This is a genomic window from Mesorhizobium sp. M7A.F.Ca.CA.004.04.2.1 (assembly GCF_004022825.1).
GTDB lineage: Bacteria > Pseudomonadota > Alphaproteobacteria > Rhizobiales > Rhizobiaceae > Mesorhizobium.
On the sequence record NZ_RZPH01001668.1, the window covers coordinates 1 to 623 of the forward strand.

Below are 623 nucleotides of genomic sequence, written 5' to 3' on the forward strand. Positions count from 1 at the left end.
CCCTGGGCCTGCGCCAATCCGCGCATCACCCAAGAGCAGATCGCCGAACATCTGAAGCGGATCCGCAACGACTATTGTCGAGGCGGGCTGCGCGACACGATAAACCGGTTCATTCCGCAGCCGGCCGGGCCGCGTTGCGCCCACATCCGGGTGCCGGAGGCACTGGGCTTGCATGAGCATGCGGGCTCGATCGACGATGCGGTTGCCGAACTGCACCGTCGCATGCAGGATACGGTCACCAACATTGTGGCCGAGCTTGCGGCCAATGGCGGCTTCATTTTCTATCCGAATCCATTCTATCGTCCCTGACATCCTGACGGGCCACGTGGCCCGCTGTGGTGGAGGATGGAAGGCAAACAGCAAGCTTCATGGCGGTCTATGTCGACGCAGCGATCTGGAACTGGGCCGGCCATCGCTGGTGCCATCTGTTGGCCGACGACACCGACGAGTTGCATCGCTTTGCCGCCCGGCTCGGCGTCAAGCGCTCATCCTACCAGGGGCCGCCCAAGACATCGGCGCCGCATTATGACATAACCGGCTTCGAGCGCGACCGTGCGGTGCGGCTCGGCGCCATCGAATGCAGCCGCGAGGAGATCGTCGCGGTCTTCCGGCGAGTGCGAGTG

Annotated in this window: 1 protein-coding gene and 1 pseudogene; both read left to right on the forward strand. The window is 63.9% G+C overall.

The window, feature by feature from the left end:
• A pseudogene (locus tag EN893_RS36870) lies at positions 1–309 on the forward strand (hypothetical protein); the annotation flags it as partial.
• A 59-nt stretch (positions 310–368) separates the two neighbouring features.
• Positions 369–623, forward strand: a 255-nt coding sequence (locus tag EN893_RS36875; protein ID WP_128362304.1) for a DUF4031 domain-containing protein, incomplete at its 3' end; no start/stop codon positions are given.